Below are 19,314 nucleotides of genomic sequence, written 5' to 3' on the forward strand. Positions count from 1 at the left end.
AACATGATACACACTCAATACAATAGTAATAAGCTATTAATTAAATATAAAATAGTACTTTGTGTACAATATAAGGGTGTATGTATGATGGGATACATCAGACACCGCCCGCCTTAGTGGCAAGCAGTGAAAAGAAAAGACGATTACTGGCTTGCCGTTAAATTAAGTTTTTATTCCAACTCTGACTGTCCAAGTAATAATCTCCTAAATAATTGATGGGTGGAGTATAGGTGGGCTAATTTACGAAGTAAAGAACAAATTTTTAATAAATTTGAATTTAATTAAAAAACTATTATTCAATTAATGTGACAAACGTGCCTTCGTTGCCTTCTTTTTCATTAAAAAACCAAATACCTTCTGGGTAATCAGGTAATGCAATTAAATACATTACACCTTCATTAAAAGGTTCGATAAGTAAAATTGTTCCTTCTCGTCGCTCTTGCCCATCTGTTTTCACATAAACACGATCATTAATATTCATGACATCTATTTTCCAACAAAATAATATTAATCATAAATGTAACGCATACGAAAAAGCCCGTCATTAAAAATGACGGGCTTTAGAAAATCAGTTCAGCAATTAGCTTAGATAGCAGTTACGTTAGCAGCTGCTGGGCCTTTTGCACCGTTTTCAATGGTGAATTCAACTTGCTGGCCTTCTGCCAGAGTTTTGAAACCATTGCCCTGAATGGCAGAGAAGTGGACGAAAACGTCTTTGCTACCATCAGCTGGAGTGATGAAACCGAAGCCTTTAGACTCGTTGAACCACTTAACTTGACCTTTCATTTTGTCGGACATTTGACTTTTCCTATATAACATCAAAAAAACTTGCCTTTTTGGCATATACGGGCCAGAGTCAACTATTTAATCAGGGAAACACCAAGATGAAGCGTCACGGTCAAAGGCTATCTGTGATAACTTTCTTCTTTAGAACACACTAACTCAGTAATCATACATCAAATAGGACTGCTAAACAGGCCGATGCACATTAACTCATGACTTTAAGATAATAGCAACTATTTTATACATTCAATCCATAAAAAAATGCAGTTTTTTCGACTATGTCACTTTTATCCGCCATAATGTTAACAAAAACACTGCATTTAGTTGATAACTTAAAGAAAAATTTAATTACAAGGGCAAAAAAACCTTTTATTGTCAGTCAGAATTATCTGATCTCATGACAATCTGCATTAATATTTTTTTTAACTGATATATAACAATCTTGAGCCCTCGTGATACTCTGCGAGTATAGATTCAATATCTGACAGAGAGTTATCACATGGATATTATCAAACAAATACTTGTCGAAGATTTAGATACCATCAATAAACGTGAAAATCGTGATGGCAAACCGTATTTCAATAGCCAGTTCCTCGCAAACCACCCTTACTTATGTATAGGTATGATTGCAGCTTATATTCCGCTAGCCGTTATTCTTTGGTATGCGCCATATTTTGGCCCATACTGGACGTTGGGTATTACTCTGTTATTTATTATTTTAGCTAGCGTGTTACTTTTTGATATTAAGCCAGTCTATCATTTCGAAGACATCGGCGTGTTAGATTTACGTGTTTGTTATAATGGTGAATGGTTCGTGACTGAACCTGTTTCTGAAAACGCAATTCGTAAAGTCCTTGATTCCAATGAAGTCAGTCAAACAATTAAACAAGAAATCACCCGTCTAATTGCATTAAAAGGCATGATCTCGTTTTACGATATTTATCATGTGGTTTACCCCGAAGTTTCTACACCAGTACAAGGTAAATTGGCTGCACAAAATTAATGCAATATCAATTGACTAGCATGAAATTCAGTCATATTGAGTAGTGATTGAGCAGTTGAGTTTTTTTTCAATTTTTATCGTTGACAGTCCGAGGTGATATCGTTAATATTCGCCTCGTTCTTAGGAACAAAGCAATTCCTCCATAGTTCAGTCGGTAGAACGGCGGACTGTTAATCCGTATGTCGCTGGTTCAAGTCCAGCTGGAGGAGCCAAATTTAAAAAGCCCGCTTAATGCGGGCTTTTTGCTATCTAACATCGACTAACTCATTATTCTTTTTCTAGAAAAAATTGCTTAATCGTTTGACGTAGCCATTGGTGCGCAGGGTCTCTATCCAGACGAGGGTGCCATGCTTGCACAATAAATATAGACTCCAGCTCAATAGGGAGTTCTATCTCAACAAGTGGCAAATTGATGCTTTTCACCCCTTGTAATACATGGCGCGGTAACGGCAAGATATAATCAGACTTCATTGTTAGCATCATAGCGGAATGAAAACTGGGTAACGTCAATGCCACCTTGCGTTGCAATTTCAAATCACGCAATGCATCATCAATTGGCCCTAAAGTCCGTCCCCTTCGTGAAACACTAATATGCGGATAATGCGTTAACGTTTCAGGTGTTACGTTATCAAGAATTGGATGCCCAGGACGTACTAGCGCTTGAAACGTGCTCGTAAATAAGCTCTGGGCTTTAATTTCAGGGTGCCAATCCCGTGATGAGCCAATAACCAAATCCACTTTGCCACTACGCAAGGAGTCATCATCTGTATCACTTTCTGCGATAAAGGTTAAACTACTTCGTGGTGCCAACTCACGTAATGTTTCTAATAACCCCCCACCTAGTGCCCCAATAAAAATATCATTCGCACGTATGACAAATGTTCTTTCAAGGGATTCGGGATGAAACAACTCATCAGGTTCAATAAGTGCTTGAGCTTGAGCTATAATTTCTGCCAATTGTTGTTTTAACTCTAACGCTCTGGGTGTCGGAACCAATTTTCGCCCTGCCCGCACGAGAATAGGATCATTAAATTGTTCACGGATACGGCCTAAAATGCGGCTCATCGCAGGCGCACTTAAATTCATTTTTTCAGCAGCACCGCTCACACTGCCTTCCTCCAGTAATAAATTCAGCGCATAAATTAAATTAAAATCTATTTTCTGTGGCATATTTCCCCCGCCCACGGATTGCGTTTTTTGCAATAAATTAATTACATCATTTCATTTTAAACAATCAAGTAAAATTTAGATACTACTGCTGAAATTGATAGAACAATTATTGAAACAGCAGGAGTTTGAAATGGTTGATGCGTCTATTACGCAACCTCAAAAAAACAAATGGATAGCCAGTGCAGGCGAGATCAGTGGCCGCACATGGATGGGCCTATTTGGTGTTTTTTTAGCGGTCATGGCGAGTGGCGTGGGAGAAAACGCCAGTAAATTCGCCCTTGGCGACATCCAAGGCGCAATGGCTCTAAATATAGATACAGGAAGTTGGTTAATCTCCTGCTATGTCACAGGTTTTGTTATTGGCTCGGGTTTTACACCCTGTTTTTGGCCTACTTTTTCATTACGCCGTGTAGCCTTAGTGATGTGCTCAATTTATCTACTGGGTGGATTAATTACACCTTGGTTAGGGGAGCACTACACATGGTTGTTAACCATTCGCAGCTTACAAGGCTTCGCGGGTGGTGCTTTACCACCGATGTTAATGACCGTTGTACTGCGCTTTATGCCCCCGCTAATTAAGGTGTTAGGGTTAGGTGCTTATGGGTGGGTTTCCGCGTGGAGTGCCACCTTTGGTGCAACCGCCGCCGCATTTGCATTTCACTGGGGATGGAGTGGTTATTTTTATTGGAATTTACCCTTAATGGCCATTGCAACCATTTGCATTGGCTATGGCTTACCACAAGACCCTCTTCGCTTAGAACGCCTTAAACAATTTAATTGGCGTGGTTTAATCCTTGGGGGAAGCGCTTTAGCCATGCTAACTGTAGGAATATCCCAAGGAGAGCGTTTAGATTGGCTTAATTCCTCACTCATTTATGTCTTATTAATTGGTGGATTAGGGCTACTTGCGCTGTTTCTCATTAATGAATGGTATCACCCATTGCCATTTTTTAATTTGCAGCTGCTTGGCAAACGAAATCTTTCATTTTCATTAATTACGTTGGGTGGGGTTCTATTGATTATGGTTTCACTAGTCAATATTACCTCTGGTTATTTATCCGCAATCCAAGGATATCGACTCGAACAGACCTCAGACATGATGCTGTGGGTATCACTCCCCCAACTAATTACGCTGCCTATCGTTGCGATCATTTGTAATACCCCAAAAGTGGACTGTCGCTGGGTATTGGCGATCAGCCTGTTATTGATGGCAGCGGCTTGTGTGCTTGCATCACAACTGACCCCTGATTGGCATGGAAATAATTTTAAAACCATTTCGCTACTACAAGCAATTGCTCAACCCATGGCCGTTATTCCGTTGTTGATGATGGCAACTGGGGGACTTTTACCGACCGATGGCCCATTTGCTGCTGCGTGGTTTAACGCAGTCAAAGGCTTCGCAGCAACAGCAGCAGGTGGTGTTATTGCCCTGTTAAGCCGCCAACGGGGGGATTTTCATTCAGGTGTAATTGCCGATGGCTACGGGACAGCATATCGCACAACCTCAGAGTCTATTGGAGAGCTGACCCAGCTTGCCTCTAGTCAGGGATATGTGCTGGCTAGTGCTGATCTTTATATGTTGGTTTCAGGCTTAGCGCTGTTGTTAACAGGGCTGATCGTTGTGATGCCAACTCGAATTTATCCGCCACGGTCTGTAGCCGCGGCTTAGTTATTGATTATCAGGAATTAACAATGAGTAAAATTAAAATTAATAAAGGTGTTGCCCTTGCAATCGCGGGTATTTTAGTTGTCGTAGGCGGGCTATTAATTAATAAGTTCGCCATTAAAAAAACAATGCAAAATACCAATGATGCTTATATTCGTGCCGATATTTCGCGTATTTCACCCCAAATTTCAGGTGTTGTTACCCAAGTTTTGGTTCAAGACAATCAATGGGTGAAAGAAGGCGAATTATTAGCGGAAATTGACCCACGGGAATTCACTGTCGCACTTTCCCAAGCGATAGCACAAGAAAACTCAGCACGTGCACGCCAAGATGATGCTAAAGCGAATCTAGTACGCCAGTATGCGCTGATTTCTGCTGCGCAAGCTCAATTACAATCCGCACAAGCTGAGTTGCAATTTGCTCACCAAGAGAAAACGCGCTATCACAAAATGGCAACGACTGGCGCAGGTTCACAACAAGCGGCACAACAAGCAACTACCCGCGTACAAACGATGACTGCCAGTGTTGCACAAGCCGAAGCGTCTTTAAAAGCGGCTAAGAATATGTTGCAAGTTTTACAAGCTAAGCAATCAGATAGTGACGCTGAATTGACATTGGCGCAAGCGAAGAAAGAGATGGCTAAACTCAATTTATCTTATACCCGTATTACCGCACCGATTGCAGGAGTAGTGGGTAAAAAAAGCCTGCGAGTGGGTGAGTTTGTTAAGCCTGGTGATGCGTTAATGGCAATTGTGCCCCAAGACAAACTGTACATTATTGCTAATTACCAAGAAACACAGTTGCAGAACATTACTCAGGGGCAAACCGTTGATATCAGCATTGATACGTTCCCTGGCCAAACCCTAAAAGGCTATGTTGACAGTATCGCACCCGCTTCAGGCGCTAGCTTTTCCCCTGTTGCACCTGAAAATGCAACAGGTAATTTCACAAAGATTGTGCAACGTATCCCTGTAAAAATTACCTTTGATATTAACAAAGAGAGTGCGGCGACAATGAATGCACTACGCGTAGGCATGTCAGCCGATGTGAGCATCAACACATTGGATGGGAGCCACTAATGAACAAAACCGCCATTGCACTGGTTCTCGTAGCACTCACAGGTTGCCAAGCAGTTGGCCCCGATTACGTGCCACCGCAAGCGACTTTGCCAGAAAATTGGGGTGCTAACCAAAGCACCTCCTCCCTTCCTATCGAGTGGTGGAGCATTTTTGGTGATCGCCAGCTTTCAGAGCTCATACAACGCGCAACAAAAAGTAATTTAGATTTGCAATTAGCGACAGCGCGCATGCAACAAAGTCGCGCTTTATTGGGCATTGCCGATTCTGACTTAGCCCCTGATTTTAGCTTTGATGGTGCTTACCAGCGCCAACGTGCAACATCAGTCGGTAGTATGGATCCATCAGGGAAAAAAGGCGAGTCTGACTTTAACCTCTGGCGCGGTGGGTTTAGTGCGGTTTGGGAGTTGGATATGTGGGGAAAATTACGCCGTGCATCAGAAAGTGCTCGTGCTAATTTTGCCGCATCAGAAGAAAATCGGCGAGCCTTGTTAACCTCTGTCACCGCAGAAGTTGCCACCGATTATTTACGCCTGCGTGCCATACAGCAACAAATTCAAGTTGCAAGAGAAAACCATGCAACCTCGTTACAAACCTTGGAACTCACTCAGGTACGTTTACAAAATGGCTCAGGAAACCAACTTGATGTGGAACAAGCGCAAGTACAACTCGACCAAATCAATGCCTTGCTTCCTGTGCTAATTGATAGGGAAAATCGCCTAAAAAATGCCATTACCTTGTTGCTGGGCGAGCAACCTGGGGCGTTTAATGCCCAATTATCAACGAAAAAGAACCTCCCACAGTTAACTCAAATAGTTCCGATGGGCGTTCCGTCTGATCTTGCACTTCGCAGGCCAGATATTCGTGAAGCCGCAGAGCGCTTACACCAAGCAACCGCAGAAATTGGCGTCGCTAAAGCGGATTACTACCCACGGATCACGTTAACAGGTAATGCAGGCTACCAAGCCCTTGCATTATCCGATATGGGAAGCTGGTCAACGCATACGTTCGCCATTGGCCCCTCACTGTATTTACCCATATTCGATGGTGGAAAAATCAAACAACGTGTGACGTTAACTGAGTACCGTCAACAAGAAATGGCAATTGCATACCAACAAACTGTTTTGCGTGCTTGGCATGAAATTGATGATGCACTTTCAGACTATCAGGCCCAACAACTCAGGCAAATACACCTAGTTTCTGCCGTTACCGCTAATCAGCATGCTTTTTCATTAGCACGGGATAGCTATCTTAATGGCGCCAGTGACTTCATGCATGTATTAAGCACCCAGCGCGCCTTGTTAGATTTGCAATCGGCACAAATTACGTCTCAAGAAGAAACCGCCCTTGCTGTAGTCAATCTATATCGAGCATTAGGCGGTGGTTGGGAACACACTTATCCGTCAAATATGCAGCAGGAGGATCCTCATGCACAATACAATGAATAAAATTGTGGGCGACATATTAGAAAAAGATACAAGGCGCAAACGAGAAGCTACCGTTAGCGCAGTGCAATCATTAACAAAAAAAATGCGACGGATTACCTTGAGTGGTGATGATGTCGATAAGTTTTTAGATGATTTAAGAGCTTACGAACCCGCAAGTTGGGTCAAGGTATTTTTTCCTTGGAAAGAAAGTTTAGCGGGTCGCGCTTACACCATTAGCGGGATCAATAAAATCAACAGAACCATTGATATCGATATGGTTTTGCATGGTGATGGCCCCGCATCTCGCTGGGCTGAAGACGCATTAATCGGTGATAGACTTGGTTTTGCAGGGCCGTGTTCTGGCGGGTTTAAACCGCTATCTGAAGCAGGTTGGTTACTTTTATTGGGTGATGAAACCGCACTTCCCGCAATGCATCGTATTCTTGAATCATTGACGGAACAAATGCCTGTTTTCTGGTTTGCAGAGGTCAGTGATGAAGCAGAAATACAAACACTAAATTACCCTGACTTAATCGTCAATAGCTGGCAAATTCGCGACCGTCATTATGATAGCGTGATGAATAGTTCTCTAGTCCGAGCCATTACTCAATGTGCTCTGCCTGCTGAACCAGGCCAAGTTTGGTTAGCCTGTGAGCAACAAATTGCTGTTTATTTGAAGAATCATTTTATCAACGAAAGAGGGATCCCCAAAACCTCACTCTTCGCAAAAGGCTATTGGAAAAAAGGGGAATCTAACTTTAAGGGTGCGGTGTAAATCGCTTATCAGGAGATAAAAATGATTAATAATGTATTGTTGGCTGTCGATAGCTTCGAAAATAGCAGTAATGCCCTCAATTTTATGCAACGTATGACAGGCTGTATTCATAATGTCATTGTCTTAACCGTTGTCGATAGCACCTTTGCGCTAAGCCGCACTAAACTAAGTCAAAATAGCGATGAACGCGATGAGTACCCTGCTGCTCAGCGAGAAGAAGCCTTAGCAGAGAAACAATTAAAAGATGTCACCAGCGCATTAACAAATATGGGATTTAAAACACAGGGGCTGCTTGCCGCAGGAACACCTATCGAGACAATCCCTAAACAAATGGAAAAACACAATTGTGATTTACTGATTATCTCCCACCGTCACCTTTCTTCATTTAGCCGCTGGCTGAATACGTCGGTCACTCGCAGTTTATTAGATGATATTTCTCAACCCGTTTTAGTGATCCCGCGTTAACCGATATGATTAAAAATGATTACAGTGGTTACCTGTTGTTATCCACTGTAATCAATACTTTTAATACACAAAGCCCATCATGGCATTGATGTTTTTTCTATTGATTTGTCCTTCAGTTTATTGTTCCTACATAATTTCCGATCAAACTTCCCTCAGTTCGCACACATAACAGGCAAACGAACATTTTTTTCGATATTCTCCTTTGACAATCCCTTTAGAGGAAGCTAATATCCTCTGCGTACCAAGGAGTTCCTCCATAGTTCAGTCGGTAGAACGGCGGACTGTTAATCCGTATGTCGCTGGTTCAAGTCCAGCTGGAGGAGCCAATATTTAGAGAAGCCTGCTTAAAGAAATTTAAGCAGGCTTTTTGCTTTCTTATCGTTTATCATTTTTCTCAAAAGATATTTAATCATCAATTCCCATAGCTATTTTTCTCCTTTCGCTTTATCATTCGTTCCCGGCCTGAGCGTTCGCTCATCACTCACCTTCCCTTATGGAGCCGGTTTAATGACTACTGTAACTACCCTAACGATTCGCCGCCCTGATGATTGGCATGTTCATTTTCGCGATGATGATATGTTAAAAACGGTCGTTCCCTACACCAGTGAGTTTTTTGGCCGCGCAATTGTGATGCCAAATTTAGTTCCTCCCGTTACTACCGTTGCAGCCGCAAAAGCATATCGCGAGCGCATTATTCAGGCTGTGCCACAAGGGCACCAATTTACCCCGTTGATGACCTGTTATCTTACTGATGGAACTGACTCAACTGAACTAATCCGTGGCTTTCAAGAAGGTGTGTTTACCGCATGTAAATTATATCCTGCTAATGCAACAACCAACTCAAGCCATGGGGTTTCTGATATTAAGAAAATTTATCCTGTTCTGGCAGCAATGGAAAAAGCAGGTATGCCGCTATTGATTCACGGTGAAGTCACCGCGAACCATATTGATATTTTTGACCGAGAAGCACTGTTTATTGAACAAGTCATGCAGCCATTACGCGCCCAATTTCCAAACTTAAAGGTAGTTTTCGAACACATCACAACAAAAGAAGCTGCACAATATGTTTTGGATGCCAACGAATTTACCGCTGCGACACTAACGCCTCAGCACCTGATGTTTAACCGTAATCATATGTTAGTCGGTGGTGTAAGACCGCACTTGTTCTGTTTGCCAATTTTAAAACGTAACATTCACCAAGAAGCGCTTCGTTCTGCTGTTGCATCGGGTTGTGATCGCTTCTTCCTAGGAACAGATACCGCTCCACATGTGCAATCACGTAAAGAAGCTGCTTGCGGATGTGCTGGCGTATTTAATGCACCAACCGCACTGGCCGCTTATGCAACTGTGTTTGAAGAACTAGATGCTTTAGCGCACTTTGAAGCATTTTGCTCATTGAATGGTCCTAAATTCTATAATTTGCCTGTAAATGAAGGCCATATAACCCTGACTAAAGAACCAAACATGACTTGTGAATCTATTGATTGCTGTAATGATAAATTGATCCCGTTCTTAGCAGGTGAAGATTCTCGCTGGTCAATCGCTATCGCTAAATAAGCACTAAAAATCTCGTTTATCGTCATGGGGGAAGTTGCAATCGCTTCCCTCTATGAGCCCCAGCTATATTCACTTTATTTGTGCATTTACTGTCATTTATGCAAAAAAATATTTTATTTACTTCCTTATTAACGAAATCTCCTTATACTGAAAGTGGATTCATTCCAAGAACTTTGCTCTTAGTCAGTTATAGATATTTATTATTTATCACGCTGTTTGATTAGGAGGTTTTTATGAATAGAAAAAATGATGTTATTCAAACTCACCCAGTTGTTGGCTGGGACATTAGCACTGTAGATGCCTATGATGCTATGATGTTACGTTTGCACTACCTCCCCGAACAAGATAAAAACTCAGGCGATGCTGTCGTGGATAAAACCATGTGGCTTACCACGGATGTCGCAAAACAATTGATTGGTATTCTTCAAGCTGGCGTGGATAAGATAGAGTCTGGGGAATACATCGAATTTAATTTTAAAACACACTAAATCCTTAAATGGATATTTGAGCCGTAGATATCCATTTTTTAAATCTATAGCCTTTCAATAAAGTAGTTATATATTATATAACTACTTTACCTCATTTTATTTTTATAAATTGATTAATTTAAATTAACGACAACATTTTTTGTTTTTATTATTACTCAGTTGACATCACTAGCTATTCCAATTTATTGTAATACTCTTTCGAACCAGGACGTTCCCAATGAAAATATTAGTTATTGATGAGTGTTATTACACGAGACTTGGTATTACTGAATATTTATCAAAGAATAAGAACTTAAACTTTATTAGCACTGGCTGTTTGGGTGATGCTATTAAATTCATAAATAAAAACTCACCAAACATTGTTCTTGTTAATTTAACCTATTATTGCCACTACTCAAATTATTGTCCAACTTTACAAGGGTTACTAAACCTATCAAATAATATTCGTTTTTATATTTATATCAATGCCCCTTACCCACAAACAGATAACCCACTATTATTAAAAGATAATTTTTTTATTTTATCCAAAAATATCATTATTAAAACATTGGATAGAGTAATTAATGATTATGCACAAATAGAAAAAATAACAAAATTAGCGAATAATACAGATACCTCTATATTTACTGTCAAGGAGCAAAAAATAATTAGCAATTGGATGAATGAAATACCAAACCATATTATCTCTAAGAAATTAGGGATAAGTAACAGTACGGTTTATTCACAAAAGCGCCATATAGCAAGTAAGGTTTTCGTTAAAAACAGAATAGAGCTTTTCTTCATTTATAATGTATTTAAATATTTATATTAAGTAAAAAGCCCTGAAAAAGGGCTTCTACTTTTTTAGTATTATACTCAATTAGCTATCGCTGTTTAATAAGCCCTCTGATAAACGGTGGCGGGATTTATTAAATATTTTATTGCTCACTTCACGGCCTGCACGGCGAGCACGCTGTTCTTGCTCTGGTAGTTTCATTTCTTCATTGCATGCAGCACTACAGCAACCTTCGTATTTTTCAGCGCAAGTTGGGCATTGGATGAACAGTAGATGGCAACCATCATTGCGGCAGTTCGTGTGTGAATCACAAGGTGCCCCACACTGGTGGCAGTGCGCTAACATGTCATCTGTAATACGTTCGCCCATACGGTTATCAAAAACAAAGTTTTTCCCTTTAAAACGCAAAGGTAAGCCTTGTTCTTTGGCTTTACGTGCATACTCAATAATACCGCCTTCCACGTGATAAACGTTTTTAAAGCCGTTGTGTAGCATGTATGCACTCGCTTTTTCACAACGAATACCGCCAGTACAATACATGACAACATTCTTATCTTTTTGCTCTTGCAGCATTTCCACGGCCATCGGAAGCTGTTCTCTAAAAGTATCCGATGGAACTTCTACTGCATTTTCAAAGTGACCCACTTCGTACTCATAATGATTACGCATATCAACAAATACAGTATTCGGATCATCAATCATTGCATTCACTTCATGCGCTTTGAGATATTGCCCAGTATTTGCAGGGTTAAATGTCTCATCGTCAATGCCATCAGCAACTACGCGATCACGCACTTTCATGCGCAGAACCCAGAACGATTTCCCATCATCATCAATAGCAATATTTAAGCGCAAATCATTCAATGCAGGATCTGTGCGATAAATTAGTTCACGTAAAGCGTCAACATTGGATGCTGGCACGCTGATCTGTGCATTAATGCCCTCTTTGGCAATGTACACACGGCCAAATACGTTTAACGCTCTGAATTGTTGGTACCATTCATTACGAAAGACAGCTGGGTCTTCAATATTAAAATACTTATAGAAAGAAATAGTGATACGTGGCTCAGTTTCAGCCAACATGCGTTCTTTGAGTATTTTATTTGAAACTTGGTTATGTAACACTGGCATGGTGTTCTCTTTTCCTTTGTAACTAACTAATATTTAAACAATTAACCTGATGACTGTTAAACACAACTGCATGAGATTATTTATTCATATTATCGCTGTTATTGTGTTAATAAAAAACCCTTTATTTTAAGTGGGATTGTTATTGAAATATGATTAAAACGTTTAAATCATTATTTACTTACATAATTAACGGTATTTTAGTGACATTTGATGATTCACGATTTCATTTCGTTATGTTATAACGTTATTAATTTACCACCTTTAAATAGTAGAAATAATGCGATTATTCCCTCTCTTTTTTATTATGTTATCTCTTGTCGTGCCACAGGTAGCGGCTCATCCTCACAGTTTTATTGAAATGAAAATGACCCTTGAAACCAAACAAGATAACTATTCAGGGATAAATTATGCTTGGAAGATGGATCCAATGACCTCTGCTGATATTCTGTATGAACTCAAAGGGGTAAAAAAGGATGACCCACGCTGGAAGCAACAAGAAGCCATTGTGATGGCGAATGTATTAATGCAGGATTATTTCACTGATTTCTATTATCAAGGGAAAAAAGTCAGTTTTAAGCGCATCCCCGATAACTACCATCTTGAAAAAGACGGTTTTTCTCTAGTGTTTTACTTCACTGCGTCATTTATGCAACCTCTACCAATTAAAAGCTCCCATGTGACTCTCCAAACCTACGATCCATCATTTTATGTCAGTATGACCTACCAAAACCCGCAGCAAATTACACTACCTATAGAGCTTGCCGCGACCTGCAAGTTGGCATTAAAAGAAGCCGATATTACTGACTCCATGCGCGCCTATGCCTTTTCATTAGACAAAAATGATACACCAGATGAAGACTTAGCACTTGGTAAGCAATTTGCACAACAGGTGGATATCCAATGCCCTTAATTGCGTTGCGTAACCAAAAATGGCTCGGTGCAGTTATCTTATTAGTGCTTATAGCGTATTGCGCCTTGCAGGTTTACATCCATTGGAACTCATGGTTACAACTAAGTGTTATTTGGCAAAAGCAATTAAACCAAGGGCTATCTTACCTTCTCCAAGAAACGGCGACTCGGCCATTTTATGCTGGGGGATTATTGGTCATTGCAAGCTTTGCTTATGGTTTTTTACACGCCCTTGGGCCAGGACACGGTAAATTAATCATCACCACCTATATCGCCACACAAGCCACTCACTTAAAACAAAGTGTCGTGATTAGCTTACTCGCGTCTTTATTGCAGGGATTAGTCGCCATTTTGCTGGTTTCTTTTGTACTCATTTTATTCCAGCTCTCCACTAAACACCTGAACCAAGCCAGTGCTTATGCAGAGCAAATCAGCTACATTTTTGTGATCTTGCTAGGCGTATTTCTTTGTGTCAGTGCGATTCGCCGTCTTTGGCAAATCAGCAAACCAAAAAAATCAGCCGCTTTAACATTACGAAGCATACAACCACTGAATCAATCCCAACCCAAAATTATTTATAGCAAAGTGCAAACTGAGCTGTCTAGCTGCGCTTGTGGGCATCAACATGTTGTCCAATCTGAACAGCTACAAGCGGGGTTCAAAAGTAAGCTACTGATTATTCTTTCGATGGGGATCCGCCCATGCTCAGGCGCAATTTTGGTACTGCTCTTTTCGTATGTGATTGATGCATATGTGTGGGGAATTATTGCTGCGCTGATGATGGCTGTCGGCACAGCGTTAACCATCTGTTTGATTGCGGTGTTTGTTCATCTTATGAGAGATAATGCATTGCGCGTTTCACGTCTAAAAGGCGTTCAACTCTCACCATATTGGGTAATTTCACTTAAAATCATCGCTGGGGTGCTGTTTGTCTTGATGGGCGTTTTATTGTATCAAAGCGGTGCAATGGAACACGCAACCTCACCATTATTGCATTAAAAAAGGGAGGGCTCCCCCTCCCTGGCACTTGCCGAAGTCACAGTGCGATAAACACACTGTTGATGCGCAATGTCAACTGCTCAAAACAAAGTTGCTGGCCTGCAACGCTATGCAGAACCCCGCAAGCTAGCAACTTTTACTACTACGTTAAAACCTAGCTAGCTGATTAACTCAATTTTCGCTGGTAAACCTTGGCGAACAGAAGCACCCGATACCCAATCAAGCCAAGTATTTGCCACTTCACGCGTTGGGTCAGCAAACCCGAGGTCGTTTAAATTAATACCTGAACCATTAGCCGCATTCATCGGCATTGGTTCACCATCTAAATAGTGCTGTTTAGCGCCCATTTCAGTGTGCCCATAACCATGCTCAATCGCTAGCACTCCTGGCATTACACCATCCAACACGCTGACTTGAGCTTCTGCATTTCCACCTGGCGTGGTGATGCGGATCCAATCACCATGTTTTACCCCCATTTTCGCAGCATCATCAGGGTGAATAGCCACAAGGTTGGTCGGTTTAACATGACGTAAGCGTTCAATCACCGTTGTTGAACTGCTCATTACATGAGATTTAAATGACATCAGTTTCAGTGGCCACTCTTTTTCTGGGAACACTTTATTAACGTCATCACCATTCGCCATACGTGGCGGATAGTAAGTTGGACAGCCACTGTAACGTTCACCCGTAATTGCATGACGGTTAGTCCCAACAGTTGGGTTCCAAATCTGCAATCCTTTTTTCCATTGTGGCCCTGTTGCATCGCCATCCCACGCTTTTTCATACGGTGCAAAACGGCCACCGCGTGTGAAGATGTAAGCCACACGGCGCACTTCTTCTGGTTTCAACGTGCGAGTGATCGCAGGTAAAATACGTTCAACACCACTGATTTGGATGTCTTCTGTTGCGGCTTCTGGTACGGGTTTTTCCCCTAACCAAGCCATATTAGCAGCCACGCGCAAGTAGTAATCCTCTGCGGTATTGAGTGAATGCATGTTGCCATCCATGTCCTCAATCACGTTGTCCCCAAAGCCAGGTAATTTCAGCTCTTTTGCTACCGCAATGCAGAAGCTTTCCATTGAAATTGGCTGGCCATCCGCGGTTTTCGCTGTACGGGACTCAACAATTGGCCAACGCGCGGTACTCGCCTTAACTTGAACACCTGACCACGGCGCACTGAAGCCCCAACTTTCAAAGTTATGGGTATCTGGCACAATGTAATCTGCCAGCGCAGTGGTTTCATTCATAAAGGCATCAATACCAATAATTAATGGGAGATGTTTTGGATCTTTCAGTTTTTCTTCCATAACCTGACGAATACCCGCGATGCCATATACCGGGTTAGTCATATTGGTGATCCACGCTTTAAGCGCATACGGATACCCCATCAACGCAGACGCCAGTTGCTCCGTTAATTGGCCTTTCGCAAACGGATACCAAGGGGCTTTTGCAGGATACGGTTTTTCACCTGCGGCTAATCTTGCTTTAAATTCATCTGATTTTTCATAGACTTCATTACTGCGCGATAACACAACACCTTTTGGCTTCACTTTGCCTTTGTAACTCGCCATATTGTAACGTGGGCCATCGTTCTCCCCGTTGAATTTACCGCCACCAACAGACACACCGCCTTTCAGGTTTAAATTACCAATCAAGGCGTTAAGCATTATGACTGACCATGCTGTGTAGAAGCCGTTGCCTCCCATCATACCGCCATGGGAAATGACCGCTGCTTTTCTATCATAAGAAGTTAAGGCTTTGCCCAGTGATGCAATGGTTTTCACTGGTACATGGCAGCGTTCGCTATATTCTTCAAGCGTCATGCGATTTGCTGCTTCTTTCAGGCATTGGAAGCTTGATTTTACTGTGACTTCGCTGCCATCATGCAATGTCACTTTGCGGGTCACAAAAAGTTCCGCAGCAGGGACATCATCTGCTAATTTCAACTCACCAGAAGCGTCCTGAACCAAATAGGCTTTTTCATCATCCTCTTCCCCAGTAAGATAAGAGGAAATTAATAATTTGCCTGCTAATGGATGCGCGTCATCAGTGATAACCAAATGGGTGGAGTTGGTCCAACTTTTTTCCCCCATGCCTTCCATTGATTTTTCGCTTGGTACGCTAAGGTATTTTGCATTATAACGCTCGTTTTCGATGATCCAGCGTATCATTCCCATCACTAACGCTGCATCCGTCCCTGGTTGTACAGGCACCCAATGACCATGGTCATTGGCTAATGTTGTCGTTAGTGGCAATGCAGGGGAAACAACCACATAATTAAAAGAATCACGTAAACGTGCTGTCGCTAACTGGCGGCCTTGACGTTTGAACGGGTTCCCCGATTGTGCAGGGGACGTCCCGAGGAATAAGGCAAAACGCACGTTATCCCAATCAGGTTTGACGTGGGCGTTTTTGTCCAAGTCATCCATCAATGCCCCCGAACCTGCTCGGTAAGCGAGGCCACAGTAAGAGCCGTGCGCACCGAAGTTTTTGCTACCAAAGCCGTTTTGTGCAAAGCGACGAATAAAGCCGTCGCGGCCATCGTCCCCTGCGTTAGTCACTAGCAATTGGTTCGCTTTCGGGCCTAATTTAGGCTGTGATGGGTCTAATGGCGTTTCAAGGTCACGAATGGCTCTTAACCCATCCACATGGCCTTCACCGAATAAATCACCGCCTTCAACCACTTCTTTAATCAGTTGTTCAAAGCTAATGCGCTCCCATTTACCTTCACCGCGTTTACCCACACGTTTCATCGGTTCTAAAATACGCAGTGGACTGGTTAAGCCTTCCATTAAGGTCGCCCCACGGGCACATGCCGTTGAACGATGTTCTAAACCTGACTCACCGCTCATTTTGTTGAACGCAGTTTTTAGCGGCATACCATAGGGGAAATGCTCTTCGTGAGATAACGGGTGGTACGGGTTCCCAGCAATACGCAGCACTTCATTTTTCGCTGTATCAACACGAGCACGGATACCACACTGAGTCCAGCAACCAAAACATTGGGTCATCGCCACCACTTGTTCTGGGTTTTCCTGCCAGCCTTTCAGTGCTTGGCCTTCTGGACGCAGTGAGTTGCCATTGAGGCGGTCTAACGTGACTTTACCAGAGGTGCCATTAACCAAACCATCGACTGCACGTTTGGCCACATCACGGTAGCTTGCACCAAATAACGCAATGCCACCGACAACCAAACCACCTTTAAGCCATTGACGTCTTGAGAATTTAGCCATGTTGCACTCTCCTCGCAAACCAGCGAACACCTTCACGAACAATAATTGTTAACGCAATCCACAGACCAAATGTGCCTACAATAGCCATTAAGCCGTCAGTCCCCAGAGGGAAGTGGTATGGATTCGCGATAATGTTATATTTTGGAACCGCTTGAACTTCCATCAGGAAAATCCAACGTAGTGTCCAAGCAAAAGCCATCGAAACTAAGGCTAAAACGGTAATGTAAGGTACTGAACGGATAGCTTTTACATTGCTCACTGACATCACAAATGTGATTAACCACAGCGCACAAACCCCCATCAGCATCCACCAACCTGCACTTGCAGTATCCAACTGTTGGCGTACCGCGATCCCTGATATGGTATCCCCTGATAACCACAGAGCGAAACACACGGCAAATAACAGCAGGGTAATCACTTGGAAACGGGCTAAACGGTTTTGGTATTGTGGCTCTTTGCGAGCACCTAAACCAATCAATGCAGGCAGAACTTGCAACGCACTTAGGAACATTAATACTGGCATCCACCAGCTATACCAGATTGGACGTGCGTTTAAGATTGACGCTTCACGGCCGGTGTACAGCAATAAGCCCATTGCAGATAACGCCGCTAGCAATGCCACCCAACGGGTCGCTTTAAACTCTTTTTTCCAAATCATTTTCACAATCAGGGCAACAAAATATAACCCAATGAATGTGGTGAATAATGGTAATAAAACCGAGCCCCACCACATCCAAGACCACAGTGTTGGGTGTGCGTAGAAATGCCAAACCCGTGCGGTTTGGTGCAAGTCTGCCGTTAACGCGAGTGGTGCGGTGATCCCCATGGTGATCGCGATGAACACAGCGATCATCTCTAATCGGCCATTTTCGCTTTTATTTTGCCAATGCAGGTAACACGCATACAGCACAGCGCAAGAAGCGATTCCGATAAAGAAAAAGTATTGCACGGCCCACGGTAGCCAGAAAAATTCTTGTGGCTGAGCCATAATTTCAGAAATATATGTCACTTGACCGTCCATCAGAACACCTCCTGCCATAATGCGGGTTGCCCTTTGCCTTGTAGCGGCTCTACAAATGCATCATCCAAACCGATATAGAAAACTTGTGGTAATGTGCCACTTTCTGGTTTGAGCACTTTAATTTCCGCTTCATGTTCAGTCAGCATTTTACGAATGGTGCTGTTCGGGTCTTTTAAGTCACCAATAATACGTGCACCGCCCACACAAGATTCAACGCATGCGGGTAATAAACCCACTTCTAAACGATGTGCACAGAAAGTACATTTATCTGCAGTTTGTGTGGAATGATTAATAAAGCGGGCATCATACGGGCAAGCCTGTACACAATAAGCACAGCCGACGCAACGTTCATTATCAACCACAACAATGCCGTCTTCCCGTTGGAAAGTGGCTTGAACAGGGCATACAGGAACACAAGGAGGTGAATCACAGTGGTTACATAAGCGTGGCAGAAGTACGTTGGTAAAACCTTCCTCACCTTTAACCGCCACTTGATATTGGTTAACGGTGGTTCTAAATTGGCCTTGTGGCGTTTGGTTTTCAACCGAGCAACTTACAGTGCAAGATTGGCAGCCAATACAACGACGTAAGTCGATTAACATCCCATAACGTTTTTCAGGATTGCCTTCATGACGCGTTGGAGATAAGTTTAGGCCAGCCTCCGAGATTGGAATTAACGACGCACCCGCCGTCACTGCCCCAATTTGTTGTAGAAATTTTCGTTTACTCAGATCCATAATTGGCTCCAGTATTGACATTGCTAATGCGAAAATAAAAGTTATTAATCAATATGTTATTTGTTTTACAAGCATTATTGACAATCGATTCAGTCCAGT

18 protein-coding genes and 2 tRNA genes are annotated in these 19,314 nt (G+C 42.4%); 13 read left to right on the top strand and 7 right to left on the bottom strand.

All coding sequences use genetic code 11. The features are described 5' to 3' along the window. Window positions 1-292: 292 nt before the first annotated feature. Together dsrB and cspE are read right to left on the bottom strand one after the other, a co-directional pair. Window positions 293-481 (bottom strand): protein DsrB, encoded by a 189-nt coding sequence (dsrB, locus tag AABS66_RS08060; RefSeq protein ID WP_206086736.1) that lies wholly within the window; start codon window positions 479-481, stop codon window positions 293-295. 104 nt (window positions 482-585) lie between these two features. Continuing rightward, window positions 586-798 (bottom strand): transcription antiterminator/RNA stability regulator CspE, encoded by a 213-nt coding sequence (gene cspE / locus AABS66_RS08065; RefSeq protein WP_004909801.1) that lies wholly within the window; start codon window positions 796-798, stop codon window positions 586-588. 484 nt (window positions 799-1,282) lie between these two features. Between cspE and AABS66_RS08070 the strand changes: the two genes are divergently transcribed. Beyond that, window positions 1,283-1,786, top strand: a complete 504-nt coding sequence (locus AABS66_RS08070) for a YlaC family protein (protein ID WP_206086735.1) — start codon at window positions 1,283-1,285, stop codon at window positions 1,784-1,786. A gap of 136 nt (window positions 1,787-1,922) precedes the next feature. Then, window positions 1,923-1,998 (top strand) — tRNA-Asn (locus tag AABS66_RS08075). A gap of 55 nt (window positions 1,999-2,053) precedes the next feature. On the opposite strand, the gene AABS66_RS08080 is transcribed toward AABS66_RS08075, so the two are convergent. Next, window positions 2,054-2,956, bottom strand: a complete 903-nt coding sequence (locus tag AABS66_RS08080) for a LysR family transcriptional regulator (protein ID WP_206086734.1) — start codon at window positions 2,954-2,956, stop codon at window positions 2,054-2,056. Between the two features lie 130 nt (window positions 2,957-3,086). Here AABS66_RS08080 and AABS66_RS08085 point away from each other — a divergent pair, with 130 nt between their 5' ends. The 9 genes from AABS66_RS08085 to AABS66_RS08125 all read left to right on the top strand — a co-directional run bounded on the left by AABS66_RS08085 (window position 3,087) and on the right by AABS66_RS08125 (window position 11,221). Beyond that, window positions 3,087-4,625, top strand: coding sequence for an MFS transporter (locus AABS66_RS08085; RefSeq protein ID WP_206086733.1), 1,539 nt, complete (start codon window positions 3,087-3,089; stop codon window positions 4,623-4,625). A gap of 23 nt (window positions 4,626-4,648) precedes the next feature. Further along, on the top strand, window positions 4,649-5,701 hold the full coding sequence (locus AABS66_RS08090; RefSeq protein ID WP_206086732.1) for an HlyD family secretion protein: 1,053 nt from the start codon (window positions 4,649-4,651) through the stop codon (window positions 5,699-5,701). Beyond that, entirely contained in the window at window positions 5,701-7,146 is a 1,446-nt protein-coding gene (locus AABS66_RS08095; RefSeq protein WP_206086731.1) for an efflux transporter outer membrane subunit, read from the top strand. Before AABS66_RS08090 ends, AABS66_RS08095 begins: the two co-directional genes overlap by 1 nt. Further along, entirely contained in the window at window positions 7,127-7,900 is a 774-nt protein-coding gene (locus AABS66_RS08100) for a siderophore-interacting protein (RefSeq protein ID WP_430224755.1), read from the top strand. The genes AABS66_RS08095 and AABS66_RS08100 overlap by 20 nt, the downstream gene beginning before the upstream one ends. Window positions 7,901-7,921: 21 nt before the next feature. After that, window positions 7,922-8,365: a universal stress protein gene (locus AABS66_RS08105; protein WP_206086729.1), complete on the top strand. Its 444-nt coding sequence runs from the start codon at window positions 7,922-7,924 to the stop codon at window positions 8,363-8,365. A 250-nt stretch (window positions 8,366-8,615) separates the two neighbouring features. Beyond that, window positions 8,616-8,691: transfer RNA gene (locus AABS66_RS08110), tRNA-Asn, on the top strand. Between the two features lie 181 nt (window positions 8,692-8,872). After that, window positions 8,873-9,922 (top strand): dihydroorotase, encoded by a 1,050-nt coding sequence (gene pyrC, locus AABS66_RS08115; RefSeq protein ID WP_272538698.1) that lies wholly within the window; start codon window positions 8,873-8,875, stop codon window positions 9,920-9,922. Window positions 9,923-10,155: 233 nt separating this feature from the next. After that, window positions 10,156-10,410 carry a biofilm formation regulator BssS gene (gene bssS / locus AABS66_RS08120; protein WP_047756449.1) on the top strand — a complete coding sequence of 85 codons (255 nt, stop codon included), beginning with the start codon at window positions 10,156-10,158 and terminating at the stop codon, window positions 10,408-10,410. A gap of 217 nt (window positions 10,411-10,627) precedes the next feature. After that, window positions 10,628-11,221, top strand: a complete 594-nt coding sequence (locus tag AABS66_RS08125) for a LuxR C-terminal-related transcriptional regulator (RefSeq protein WP_206086727.1) — start codon at window positions 10,628-10,630, stop codon at window positions 11,219-11,221. A 48-nt stretch (window positions 11,222-11,269) separates the two neighbouring features. Here the strand turns inward: AABS66_RS08125 and AABS66_RS08130 are convergent, their stop codons facing one another. Then, window positions 11,270-12,316, bottom strand: a complete 1,047-nt coding sequence (locus AABS66_RS08130; RefSeq protein ID WP_430224756.1) for a rhodanese-related sulfurtransferase — start codon at window positions 12,314-12,316, stop codon at window positions 11,270-11,272. A gap of 277 nt (window positions 12,317-12,593) precedes the next feature. Between AABS66_RS08130 and AABS66_RS08135 the strand changes: the two genes are divergently transcribed. Together AABS66_RS08135 and AABS66_RS08140 are read left to right on the top strand one after the other, a co-directional pair. Next, complete coding sequence (locus tag AABS66_RS08135) at window positions 12,594-13,226, top strand: DUF1007 family protein (RefSeq protein ID WP_272538699.1); 633 nt, start codon at window positions 12,594-12,596, stop codon at window positions 13,224-13,226. Continuing rightward, window positions 13,217-14,224, top strand: a complete 1,008-nt coding sequence (locus AABS66_RS08140) for a nickel/cobalt transporter (protein WP_206086725.1) — start codon at window positions 13,217-13,219, stop codon at window positions 14,222-14,224. The genes AABS66_RS08135 and AABS66_RS08140 overlap by 10 nt, the downstream gene beginning before the upstream one ends. A 158-nt stretch (window positions 14,225-14,382) precedes the next feature. On the opposite strand, the gene ttrA is transcribed toward AABS66_RS08140, so the two are convergent. The 3 genes from ttrA to ttrB are packed head-to-tail and all read right to left on the bottom strand — an operon-like array spanning window position 14,383 to window position 19,215. Next, complete coding sequence (gene ttrA / locus AABS66_RS08145; protein WP_272538701.1) at window positions 14,383-17,457, bottom strand: tetrathionate reductase subunit TtrA; 3,075 nt, start codon at window positions 17,455-17,457, stop codon at window positions 14,383-14,385. Continuing rightward, window positions 17,450-18,496, bottom strand: a complete 1,047-nt coding sequence (gene ttrC / locus AABS66_RS08150; protein WP_206086723.1) for a tetrathionate reductase subunit TtrC — start codon at window positions 18,494-18,496, stop codon at window positions 17,450-17,452. The genes ttrA and ttrC overlap by 8 nt, the downstream gene beginning before the upstream one ends. Then, window positions 18,478-19,215, bottom strand: coding sequence for a tetrathionate reductase subunit TtrB (ttrB, locus tag AABS66_RS08155; protein ID WP_206086722.1), 738 nt, complete (start codon window positions 19,213-19,215; stop codon window positions 18,478-18,480). The genes ttrC and ttrB overlap by 19 nt, the downstream gene beginning before the upstream one ends. Window positions 19,216-19,314: the final 99 nt, after the last annotated feature.

Origin of the sequence: Providencia sp. SP181, assembly GCF_050446505.1 — a bacterium.
Classification (GTDB): Bacteria; Pseudomonadota; Gammaproteobacteria; order Enterobacterales; family Enterobacteriaceae; genus Providencia; species Providencia vermicola.

What these genes read in the sequence shown, in the direction of transcription:
- AABS66_RS08125 (WP_206086727.1), top strand. Translation starts at nt 10,628, where the DNA reads ATGAAAATATTAGTTATTGATGAGTGTTATTACACGAGACTTGGTATT.
- AABS66_RS08100 (WP_430224755.1), top strand. Translation starts at nt 7,127, where the DNA reads ATGCACAATACAATGAATAAAATTGTGGGCGACATATTAGAAAAAGAT.
- AABS66_RS08135 (WP_272538699.1), top strand. Translation starts at nt 12,594, where the DNA reads ATGCGATTATTCCCTCTCTTTTTTATTATGTTATCTCTTGTCGTGCCA.
- ttrA (WP_272538701.1), bottom strand. Translation starts at nt 17,457, where the DNA reads ATGGCTAAATTCTCAAGACGTCAATGGCTTAAAGGTGGTTTGGTTGTC.
- bssS (WP_047756449.1), top strand. Translation starts at nt 10,156, where the DNA reads ATGAATAGAAAAAATGATGTTATTCAAACTCACCCAGTTGTTGGCTGG.
- pyrC (WP_272538698.1), top strand. Translation starts at nt 8,873, where the DNA reads ATGACTACTGTAACTACCCTAACGATTCGCCGCCCTGATGATTGGCAT.
- AABS66_RS08140 (WP_206086725.1), top strand. Translation starts at nt 13,217, where the DNA reads ATGCCCTTAATTGCGTTGCGTAACCAAAAATGGCTCGGTGCAGTTATC.
- ttrC (WP_206086723.1), bottom strand. Translation starts at nt 18,496, where the DNA reads ATGGCAGGAGGTGTTCTGATGGACGGTCAAGTGACATATATTTCTGAA.
- AABS66_RS08095 (WP_206086731.1), top strand. Translation starts at nt 5,701, where the DNA reads ATGAACAAAACCGCCATTGCACTGGTTCTCGTAGCACTCACAGGTTGC.
- AABS66_RS08070 (WP_206086735.1), top strand. Translation starts at nt 1,283, where the DNA reads ATGGATATTATCAAACAAATACTTGTCGAAGATTTAGATACCATCAAT.
- cspE (WP_004909801.1), bottom strand. Translation starts at nt 798, where the DNA reads ATGTCCGACAAAATGAAAGGTCAAGTTAAGTGGTTCAACGAGTCTAAA.
- AABS66_RS08085 (WP_206086733.1), top strand. Translation starts at nt 3,087, where the DNA reads ATGGTTGATGCGTCTATTACGCAACCTCAAAAAAACAAATGGATAGCC.
- AABS66_RS08090 (WP_206086732.1), top strand. Translation starts at nt 4,649, where the DNA reads ATGAGTAAAATTAAAATTAATAAAGGTGTTGCCCTTGCAATCGCGGGT.
- ttrB (WP_206086722.1), bottom strand. Translation starts at nt 19,215, where the DNA reads ATGGATCTGAGTAAACGAAAATTTCTACAACAAATTGGGGCAGTGACG.
- dsrB (WP_206086736.1), bottom strand. Translation starts at nt 481, where the DNA reads ATGAATATTAATGATCGTGTTTATGTGAAAACAGATGGGCAAGAGCGA.
- AABS66_RS08080 (WP_206086734.1), bottom strand. Translation starts at nt 2,956, where the DNA reads ATGCCACAGAAAATAGATTTTAATTTAATTTATGCGCTGAATTTATTA.
- AABS66_RS08130 (WP_430224756.1), bottom strand. Translation starts at nt 12,316, where the DNA reads ATGCCAGTGTTACATAACCAAGTTTCAAATAAAATACTCAAAGAACGC.
- AABS66_RS08105 (WP_206086729.1), top strand. Translation starts at nt 7,922, where the DNA reads ATGATTAATAATGTATTGTTGGCTGTCGATAGCTTCGAAAATAGCAGT.